The organism is Psittacicella melopsittaci (assembly GCF_003585925.1).
Taxonomy (GTDB): Bacteria; Pseudomonadota; Gammaproteobacteria; order Enterobacterales; family Psittacicellaceae; genus Psittacicella; species Psittacicella melopsittaci.
On sequence record NZ_NRJH01000022.1, the window covers coordinates 37,405 to 47,586 of the forward strand.

10 protein-coding genes are annotated in these 10,182 nt (G+C 32.6%); 3 read left to right on the plus strand and 7 right to left on the minus strand.

Annotated elements, in window-relative coordinates; all coding sequences use genetic code 11:
- Nucleotides 1–3: 3 nt before the first annotated feature.
- The 3 genes from CJP74_RS02860 to CJP74_RS02870 form a co-directional block, all read right to left on the minus strand.
- A complete protein-coding gene (locus CJP74_RS02860) occupies nt 4–963 on the minus strand; it encodes a beta-ketoacyl-ACP synthase III (protein WP_119496766.1) in 960 nt (319 codons plus the stop codon).
- 252 nt (nt 964–1,215) lie between these two features.
- Complete coding sequence (gene rpmF, locus CJP74_RS02865; protein ID WP_119496767.1) at nt 1,216–1,389, minus strand: 50S ribosomal protein L32; 174 nt, start codon at nt 1,387–1,389, stop codon at nt 1,216–1,218.
- 153 nt (nt 1,390–1,542) lie between these two features.
- Nucleotides 1,543–2,079 carry a YceD family protein gene (locus CJP74_RS02870; protein WP_119496768.1) on the minus strand — a complete coding sequence of 179 codons (537 nt, stop codon included), beginning with the start codon at nt 2,077–2,079 and terminating at the stop codon, nt 1,543–1,545.
- Nucleotides 2,080–2,356: 277 nt separating this feature from the next.
- Here CJP74_RS02870 and CJP74_RS02875 point away from each other — a divergent pair, with 277 nt between their 5' ends.
- Together CJP74_RS02875 and CJP74_RS02880 are read left to right on the plus strand one after the other, a co-directional pair.
- The gene (locus tag CJP74_RS02875; protein WP_119496769.1) at nt 2,357–3,019 is read left to right on the plus strand and encodes a Bax inhibitor-1/YccA family protein; all 663 of its coding nucleotides are present in this window, start codon (nt 2,357–2,359) and stop codon (nt 3,017–3,019) included.
- A 98-nt stretch (nt 3,020–3,117) separates the two neighbouring features.
- The gene (locus CJP74_RS02880; protein WP_119496770.1) at nt 3,118–3,444 is read left to right on the plus strand and encodes a TusE/DsrC/DsvC family sulfur relay protein; all 327 of its coding nucleotides are present in this window, start codon (nt 3,118–3,120) and stop codon (nt 3,442–3,444) included.
- 47 nt (nt 3,445–3,491) lie between these two features.
- Here CJP74_RS02880 and CJP74_RS02885 read toward each other — a convergent pair whose 3' ends face one another.
- From CJP74_RS02885 to accD, 4 genes are all read right to left on the minus strand, one after another.
- Complete coding sequence (locus CJP74_RS02885) at nt 3,492–4,406, minus strand: YihY family inner membrane protein (protein ID WP_119496771.1); 915 nt, start codon at nt 4,404–4,406, stop codon at nt 3,492–3,494.
- On the minus strand, nt 4,406–5,518 hold the full coding sequence (locus tag CJP74_RS02890) for a dTDP-glucose 4,6-dehydratase (RefSeq protein ID WP_119496772.1): 1,113 nt from the start codon (nt 5,516–5,518) through the stop codon (nt 4,406–4,408). The genes CJP74_RS02885 and CJP74_RS02890 overlap by 1 nt, the downstream gene beginning before the upstream one ends.
- Before the next feature lie 88 nt (nt 5,519–5,606).
- Nucleotides 5,607–7,196, minus strand: a complete 1,590-nt coding sequence (gene der / locus CJP74_RS02895; protein WP_119496773.1) for a ribosome biogenesis GTPase Der — start codon at nt 7,194–7,196, stop codon at nt 5,607–5,609.
- A 284-nt stretch (nt 7,197–7,480) separates the two neighbouring features.
- Nucleotides 7,481–8,359, minus strand: a complete 879-nt coding sequence (accD, locus tag CJP74_RS02900; protein ID WP_119496774.1) for an acetyl-CoA carboxylase, carboxyltransferase subunit beta — start codon at nt 8,357–8,359, stop codon at nt 7,481–7,483.
- 115 nt (nt 8,360–8,474) lie between these two features.
- Between accD and CJP74_RS02905 the strand changes: the two genes are divergently transcribed.
- The gene (locus CJP74_RS02905) at nt 8,475–9,917 is read left to right on the plus strand and encodes a Do family serine endopeptidase (RefSeq protein ID WP_119496775.1); all 1,443 of its coding nucleotides are present in this window, start codon (nt 8,475–8,477) and stop codon (nt 9,915–9,917) included.
- Nucleotides 9,918–10,182 lie beyond the last annotated feature (265 nt).

Here is a 10,182-nt window from a genome sequence, read left to right on the forward strand (position 1 = left end):
GGGTTAGTATTTAATTAATGCTGAACCCCAAGTCATACCACCACCAAAGGCTTCTAATAAAATTATATCACCACTTTGGAATTTATTCTCTTTTACTGCAGAGTCAAATGCAGTTGGGATCGAAGCTGCAGATGTATTACCATGTTTTTCAATGGTTAATATAACTCGATCCATAGGGAGATCTAATTTTTTCGCAGTTGCGGCAATAATGCGAATATTTGCTTGGTGTGGTACTAGCCAGTCAACTTCAGACTTATCCATATTATTAGCTTCTAATGTTTCTGTAACAACATTAGCTAACTCAGCAACCGCAAGACGGAATACTGCATTACCTTGCATTTGTAAATGAGATTCTGCTTTAAATTGCTTATTGTCTAAAGTTAAAATTTCTGCATGTTCGTTGTTAGCGTGAAGGTGAGTACTAATAATACCCGCTTGCTCGCTAGCTTCTAAAATAAAACAACCTGCTGCATCCCCGAAGAGAATAATAGTTGATCTATCTAAAGGGTCACAGGTTTTAGATAGGGCATCTGCCCCAATAACTAAAGCTTTTTTAACAGTACCTGTTTTAATAAATTTATCTGCAACACTTAGGGCATACACAAAACCACTACACGCTGCTGCAACATCAAAAGAAATGCAATCTTTAATTCCTATACGTCCTTGTACTTGACAAGCACACGAAGGGAACATACTGCTAGAAGTTGTTGTTGCACAAATAATTAAACCAATTTCCTCAACATTGAAGTTTGGATCTTTTGCTTGTAATGATTTAACAGCATCTTGAGCTGCATTATAAGCCATATCAGGAACTGTCATATCATCGTCCATAACTGGACGACTTTTTATACCAGTGCGAGTTGTGATCCATTCGTCACTAGTATCTACTCTTTTTTCTAAATCTTCGTTAGTCAAGAAGTTAGAAGGTATAAAACTGCCTGTAGCAACTACTTTTGAATACATAGTTCTAAAAATCAGATAAATTAAAAGGGACTTATGCAAGTCCCTTTAAAAATTAAATATGGGAACTCACGAACAAACATAAAGTAAAAAATCAATATCTTTGAAATAACGATTATAGGATGGACTTTTTCTTATGTTGTAAAAGCCTATGAGTTCTGTGTAACTAGTCTTGGCTAGTAACTACTTATAATTTAATCTAAGTAGTCTATTTAAAAATACGGGGTATTCCTAAGCTGGAATACCTAAGAAGAATTATTTAACTTCTAATACTTTTTTACCGCGGTAGTAACCGTCTGCAGTTACGTGGTGACGTAAGTGCATTTCACCTGTAGTTGCATCTTTAGAGATAGCAGGTGCAGTTAAAAAGTCGTGTGAACGACGCATGCCACGGCGAGAACGAGTTTTACGGTTCTGTTGAACTGCCATTTAAGTGTCTCCCGACGTTTAAATTTTAAGTTAGAGTCGCCAACCAGGTAAAAAGCGTTTAAAATTTAAACATTAATCTAAACTACTGGTCGAGCGTGCTTTAAAATACTGGATAATTATATCACGAATTATTATTAAAGACAAATATTTTTATTATTTACCTAATTTGCCTTTAAGTTCATTTAAGGCCGCAAATGGATTATTTACTGGAGTATGCTCTTCTTCATCTTCATCTGCGTATTCTGTAGCATCTAAAAATGGATTACAGCTTTCATTTGGATGTTTTGGCGTTAGAGCTATATTCATAATTAGCTCTTCCTCAATTCCTTCAATTAGATTAACTTCACCAAATTCGTTAATTAATAAAGGAGAATACTCTGGAGGGAGACTATCCGCTTGTTCCTCAGAAGATACTGCACATAAAATAAATTCTGCAATAACATCATAACTAAAATCTTCCATGCAACGCATGCAAGTTGATGTTACATTGATTTTTGCTTTTCCTCGAGCTAGAGGGTGCTTTTCATAATCAAATTCACAACTAAGCTCTACTTCGGCATCTGAGTTAATCGACTTAACGGTATCGAGAGGAAAGCGTTTAAAATTATCCTTCTGAATAATACCTTTAAAGTCAGAACGACGGTTCGCTTCATTGCGAATATTTATAAAAGCAGGAATTTTTACGTTCATATATACGTTTATTTCAATAAGAGTATGATTTTATCTCGACTATTATATCAAAAGTTTGTTCATAATGGCAAAATATACAAATTTAGGCAAACTTTTTTACATTTTTTAATTTTTGTAATATAATTAAATGTAAAACAGATGGTAAATCTGCATAAAAACTGCTATTGAAAATCTCAATTTTTAATAGTATATATGTAATAAGAAAACAACAAAAACTACCTTATATACATCTTCTGTTTATAAGGATAGTAACATCAACACAAATTAAGGAAAATCGATGTCTTCTATCATTACAAAAACTGGTTCATATGCTTATAATGATGTGCGTAGCGTTGTGTTACGTAAAGCATTTGCATTATTAGGTGTATCTGTTATAGCAGCGATTGCTACAGGATATTTCAGCCTAATCTCAGGCTTTATTAACCCTACTTATTCTCTAGTTGCATTCTTATTAGTTTTTGCTGGTACTTTCTTCATTCCTTCTTTAGGTGATACTCCAGCAGGTTATGCAGCGGTTGTAGCTGTGGGTGCTTTACTAGGTTTTGCTGTTATCCCTACTGTAGCTATGTACATCAGCTATCAAGGTGCAGGTGTTGTAATTAACGCACTTTTATCAACAGCTGCTATCTTTATTACTTTAGCAACTTATGCTGTAGTTACCAAAAAAGACTTCACTAAAATTGGTGGTATCTTATTTGTAATCATTTTATCAGCAGTTGTTGTAGGTTTACTAAACGCTTTCTTAATTAAATCATCTTTCTTAGGCTTAGCTCTTTCTTATGTAGTAGCTTTAGTTTCATGTGGTTTAATTCTATACAGATTATCAGTAGCTATTAACACTGGGTTATTATCTGTAACTCAACTAGCTTTAGGTTTATTAATTGATGTTTACAACTTATTTATCTCTTTATTAAACATCTTTGGTAACCGTAATAACTAATAACTAATTTATTAATGAGAGTTCCTGAGCAAGGAACTCTTATTTTTTTGTGCTATAATGGTCTAAGATTATCCTTATTTGCTTGAAAGGTAATTAAAATGACATATACATATCAAGACTTAGCTAAAGATTCTGAAGGGTATCTTATTGATCAAAGTCAATGGAATACGGAAATAGCTTGGCAAATAGCTCAGGCAGAGAATATTGAGTTAACCGAAAGTCACTGGTTAATTATTAATTTTGTCCGCAATTACTTTGAGCAGTTTCAAACAACACCTTCAATACGTATGCTAGTAAAAAATTTACAAAAGGCATATGGTGATCAAATTGGCAATTCGCGCTATTTACAAAAAATGTTCAATGACAGTCCCGCAAAAACTGTGGCTAAGTTAGCAGGATTACCTAAGCCTGCAAAGTGTTTATAAATTCTATACTAAAAAAGTCCTCTGATGATTTATCAGAGGACCTTTTTTTAACGATTACTTTCTTCGAGTAAATAAGAGCGGTATAAAGTATAAAAGTTGTTTTGATTTAAAACTTTAGTTAAGGCAGCACCCATTAAAACAATATACCAAACAATGTATAACCAAAATACGGTAATTGGAAAGGCTGCAATTGCCCCATAAATAACGTAGTAAGAAGCAATATTTGTTACATAGTAAACAAAAACTAACTTAGCGAGATTTAAACCTAAAACAGCTAAGAACGAGGCTATAGCCCCTTTTATCCAATTTACTTTAGTGTTAGGGAATACTGTATAAGTAAAGAATAAAATAAACCATAACATAAAGGACTGGATGTAATTTAAAAAGATTAAAATACTGCTACTGATAAGATCATTATCTAGGCTGTAAATGCCAATTAAATAAGATTTGATAAAAACTATTCCACCTAGCAAAATTGGACCAAAACTAATTACTGTCCAGTAAGAAGTAAAGCTTTGAAGCATACTTCTTTTATCTTTAATTTGCCAAATATTTTTATTGATAGTTTTATCAATAGTGCGAATTAGTAAAAAAGCGATAACAAATAAAGAAGCAACCGAAGGTAAACCTAAGTTTGCGGTTTTAGCAATAATATTATCAAAAACGGAGTTAAAGTCTTCGACATTGCTTGGAGAAATATTTGCAAAAATAAAGTTTTGTAAGGATTCTCTCATATCAGTAAATGCAGGTAACATATGCAATACTGAGAAGAATACTAAAACAATAGGTACTATAGCTAATAAAGTGTTATAGGTAAGAGCTCCAGCAACAACCGAAACACCATTACCTAATACGGTTATAAAAATCAAATATAGATGAAAAATACCTTTTGTTATTCCCTTAAAACCTTTAGTTCTGCGGAAAAACATAAATGCTTTACGAAATAGAGAACTTTTTTTCATTATTTTCTTTTATTGCGGGTAAATGGATTACTTTTAGACTCTTGATAGTCATAGAGATTGAGTTTACTTAGCTCTTGACGTGAATTTTCAAGATACCACTTAATCGTGTCTTTTATATGTGCTTTAAAATTATTTACAGGGAGTGGAATATTTTTTGTTTGTAATAAAGCATCATCAACTTGATATTTCCGATCATGACCAGGACGATCACTGGTAAACTCAATAAGATCATTGTAGCTTTGAAGGTTGCAATTAACATTAGAGTTATTTGCTAAAGGATAAATTTCTTCTAATGCTTGAGCAATGTAATTAACCACAAGCGTGTTACTTAAATACTCTCCCCCGATAACAAACCTATCTGACTTACGCGGAATCCACTCATTGACAATTTTAAGAATCAGACTCGCTGTATCCTTTACATACATCCATCCTCTTACTTGCTTTCCATTGCCATATAGTTTTACCTTTTGTCCTCGCATTAACTGTAATATAGAAACAGGAACTAGTTTTTCTGGATATTGACGCGGACCGTAATTATTACAAAGGTATAAAGTTAAAACAGGAATATTATAGGTAGTGACAAAAGAATTAAAAATTAAATCTGTTGCCCCTTTTGAAGCACTGTAAGGAGAGCTTGGATTATAAGCTGTTAACTCATTTGCTGGAGCTTTCCCTTCCCGATCGCCAAAAACTTCATCGGTACTTATATTAACAAATTTAAAATTAGCACGTTCAAATTCATTCAAGCTATCTAAGTAAAGCTTAACTGAGGAAATTAAGTTTATTGCCCCTACTACATTATTAGTAATAAAGTCTAAAGGGCTGTCAATAGAATTATCTACGTGTGATTTAGCAGCAAGGTGAATGATAGTATTAATCTTGTGCTCATTTAAAATTCTTAGCATTGCTTGGCTATCTTTAATATCAATTTGATAAAAAGAGAAACGTGGGTCTTCAAAGCACTGCTTTAAGTTATCTAAATTAGCAGCATAGTCAAGCTTGTCTACAACAATAATCTGTGAGCTAAAAGTATAATTGTCATTAATTATTTGATTTACAAGATGAGAGCCAATAAAACCAGCTCCGCCTGTAATTAAATAGTTTCTTTCCATTAAGATAATAGAGATAGTTTACGTAAGACTAATTATAACACTACAAGCAATTAATATGAAAAAAAGGGGAGATTGCTCTCCCCATTTTTTAAGATTGACGTTTAATAAATTTTTGTAGACGTTTGCGTTTACGAATTTGAGATTTTGTTAACTTATTACGTTTATCTTTATACGGATTTTTACTATCTTCGAATTTAAAATTAATTGGTGAACCAATAATATTTAAAGTTTTTCTAAAATAGTTAATTAAGTATTTTTTATATGACTCAGGTAATTCTTTTGACATATTACCATGAACAACAATAATTGGAGGGTTGTGTCCACCAGCATGAGCATATTTTAATTTAACTCTTCGACCATTAACTTGTGGTGGTTGGTGAGCATGTAAAGCCATCTGTAAAATTCTTGTCAGCATTGATGTGTTTACTTTTACATTTGCTGATAAGTAGGCTTCTTGCACATATTTGAAAATATCCCCAATTCCGTGTTTTTTAAGAGCCGAAATATAATGGATACGAGCAAAGTTTGCAAAACCTAGTTTACGATCTATTTCGTCACGAATAGCTTTACGTTCATCATCAGTAACCGCGTCCCATTTATTGAGTAAAATAACAATAGAACGACCTGCATTTAAAATAAAGCTTAGTAAGCTTAAATCTTGGTCTGCTAACCCTTGAGTAGCATCAATTACTAATAAACAAACATTAGCATCTTCGATTGCTTGTAAGGTTTTAATTACTGAGAATTTCTCAACAGCTTCGTAGATTTTTCCTTTACGACGTACACCTGCTGTATCAATAATGGTGTAATTTTGCCCATTATGTTCAAGTGGAATATAAATAGAATCTCTTGTCGTACCAGGCATATCATAAACTATAACTCGATCTTCGCCAAGAAGACAGTTAGTTAAAGTTGACTTACCAACATTTGGACGACCTACTAGAGCAATTTTGATATTATTTTGTAAAAGTTGGTTTGCTCTTTCATCAAGATCATTACGAATTGAAGCTTCAGTAACATCATGAATTTTTGATTCAATTTCACTTTCATCGAGATACTCAAACTCTTCATCAATTAGTTCTTGCTCTTCTTCGAACTCTTCATCGTCTTGATCATCATAAAGAGCTTGTTCTTGATCAGCAAAATCTGCATCATCTGAGTGATGCACTTTCTCAGAGTCTATAAAGTCAAATGTAAAGTCTAGTAAACTAGATACTCCGATGTTATTAGATGAAGAAATACCCATAACTTTATCAAAGCCTAGAACATAGAAGTCGGCTAAAGCTTGTTCTTTATCTAAACCATCAATCTTGTTAGCAACTAGAATTACTGGCTTTTCACGTTTACGAAGAAGATTTACAATCGCAGTATCTCCAGGAATTAAACCTGCTCTAGCATCCACGAGCATAAATACTATATCAGCTTCTTGAATTGCTAATAATGACTGTTCAGCCATTTTAGTCTCAATTCCTTCTTCGTTACCTTCTAAACCGCCTGTATCGATTAAGATATACTCTTGATCCTGATAACGAGCGATGCCATATTTTCTATCGCGAGTTAAGCCAGGGAAATCTGCAACTAAAGCGTCTCTAGTTTTTGTCAGACGATTAAATAATGTAGACTTACCAACATTAGGTCTACCAACTAAAGCAATTACAGTTTTTTGGTTAGGTAGCATTTTTCTAAATTCAGATATAAAAAAAATGCTTAGCTTTTACACTAAACATTATAAATGTAAAAATAAATTATATGCCCACATTATACAGTGTTCTCAGTATTTTGTCAATAAATTTCAAGGAGAAGCAAAGGTATACGAGGAAATAAAAGACTAGATTTATCTTTTACCTTTTGCCTCATTTGGAATAAAAATAAAGCTTAGTCTTTTTTTATAAAAAGACTAAGCTTATATGTGTATACTAAAAGATGACTCTTAGTATTTTGCAATTATTTCTTTGCCAATAGCTAATTAGTTTCTTCGCTTAATGCTGGTAACTTTTGTAATTTAGCTATTAAAGAGCTAATGTAATTAGGAAGATCTTTACGTTCTACGATTTGATCTATTGCCCCATGCTCGAGTAAGAACTCAGAGCGTTGGAAACCTTCTGGAAGTTTTTCACGAATTGTTTGTTCAATTACACGTGGACCAGCAAAACCAATTAAAGCTTTAGGTTCAGCAATAATTACGTCACCTAGCATAGCTAAAGAAGCTGAAACACCACCAAAAGTAGGGTCAGTTAAAACAGAGATAAATGGAATACTGTTTTCTTTTAGTTTTGCTAATACTGCCGAGGTTTTTGACATTTGCATTAAAGAAACTAAACCTTCTTGCATACGTGCACCACCAGATGCAGAGAAACAAATTAAAGCAGATTTTGTTTCTAAAGCAAGAGTTGCAGCTCTTGTAAATCTTTCACCAACAACTGATCCCATAGATCCCCCCATGAAATCAATGTTAAATGCACAGCAAACAACTTTGATCCCGTTAACTGTTCCTTGATAAACAATTAGGGCTTCATCTGTATTAGTTGATTTTTTTGCTGCTTTTAAACGATCTTTATATGACTTAAGATCTTTAAAGTTTAAAGGATCTTTAGGTTGAATATTTGTAAATAATTCTTCGTATGAACCTTCGTCTAAAAATTTCTGTAGTCTAGTATGAGGATTTAGTCTACCGTGATGATTACAATGTTGACATACATTTAAATTTGCTTCGTAATCTTTAGTATATAGTGTTTGTCCACAGCCTGAACATTTAGTCCATACGCCTTCTGGGATTACACTACTTTCTGAAGATGATAGAGTCTTTTGGATAGAACTCTTGATTTTATCAAACCAACTCATATTATCCTTAACTTGTAAAATAAAAAAAAAGCTATATAACTTAAGAGAAAAAAGAACTAACGGTATAAGTCATCTGGCTTATTATACCATTTTTTATTAATAATTGAGATTGACAATGAGTAAAAATAAAAATTTTATTAAAACTGCAATTGCTGCAAGTCTTAGTTTAATTACAATCGGTGTATCTAGCTTTGCTTTAACAGCTCCACAAGCTTACGCTGACACCAACAGTCAAGTAACAGTTCAAGCTCCAAGTATATCAACAAAAAACTCTTTAGCACCAATGATTAAACGTGTACTACCTGCAGTAGTATCTATTGATGTTAAAGCAGTTGAGCGAGTGCAAGCTCAAAATCCATTAGATTTCTTTGGAGATTTACTCCCTAAACAATTCCAAGACTTATTAGGAAATAATGGACAAAATAGCCAACCAGTTGAACAAAATGTTCGTCAACTAGGTTCTGGGGTTATTATAGATGCTAAAAATGGTTACGTAGTTACTAACTATCACGTAATTCAAGGGGCAAAAACTATTAAAGTTAAGCTATATGATAATAGAACCTATAATGCAACAATAGTAGGTACTGACCCAGATACAGATTTAGCAGTATTAAAATTAGAAAAATTCACTAATTTACAACAAATTACTTTAGGTGATTCTTCTACAGCTGAAATTGGTGATTTTGTTGTTGCAATTGGTAACCCATTTGGTATTGGTTTAACCGCAACTCAAGGTATTGTTTCGGCTTTAAACCGCTCTACTTCTTTAAACCTATACGATAACTATATCCAAACTGATGCTTCGATTAACTCAGGAAACTCAGGTGGTGCTTTAGTAGATTTAAATGGTAACCTAATTGGGATTAACTCAGCGATTTTATCTAAATCAGGTGGTTCAGTTGGTATAGGTTTTGCAATTCCTTCGAATATTGTTAAATCAATTTCTGATCAGTTAATCAAAGACGGTAAAGTTTCCCGTGGTCAAATTGGTATTCGTGGTAATGATCTAAACCAAGCCTTAATTGACATTAATAAGATTCCTGTAACCGAAGGGGCATTTATTAATGAAGTTTTCCCAGGTACAGCTGCAGATAGAGCAGGTCTAAAAGCAGGTGACGTTATTATTGAGGTAAATGGTACTAAGATTGTAGACTTTAACCAACTAAGATCACTAGTAAGTTCACAACCAGTAAATACTACTTTTGATGTTACTTACATTAGAAATGGTCAAACTTATAAAACTAAAGTTACAAGTGACAGAGCAGCTGTTGCCGCAAATAGTCAAGGTAGTAATGCAAATGCAGAGCAAGCGCAAATCTTAGGCACTAGCTTTAAAGTGACAGATAAAGGTGTTGTAGTAGATAAACTAGGTAAAAACTCACCATTTGCTCTATACGGTATTAAATCTGGTGACCAACTTGTTTCTATTCAAGATAAAGATGTAAAATCTATTAAAGACGTAAATGAAGCACTAGATAAACTAAATAATGAAGATTTAGTAGTGTTTAAGTTCTTACGTGATAATAGAACAATTTTCATTACTATCCAAAATAGATAGTAGATTTTAAATTATAAACGAGAAAATTCCTCCAAGCTTTTGATAGTTTGGAGGATTTTGTTTTATAAATCATTACTTGTATATATGTGTTTAAAATTTTATCCCACTAAAATTTAAATTTAATGATGTAGTTAATAATCTAAATTAGTGATCAACTAAAAATTCAGACATAAAAAAACGGCTTTCCTGTGATATCTAATAAAAAAATTAGATATAATAAAAAAATAAGTCAAATAAGGAAGCCGTTATGGATAATATAACATAC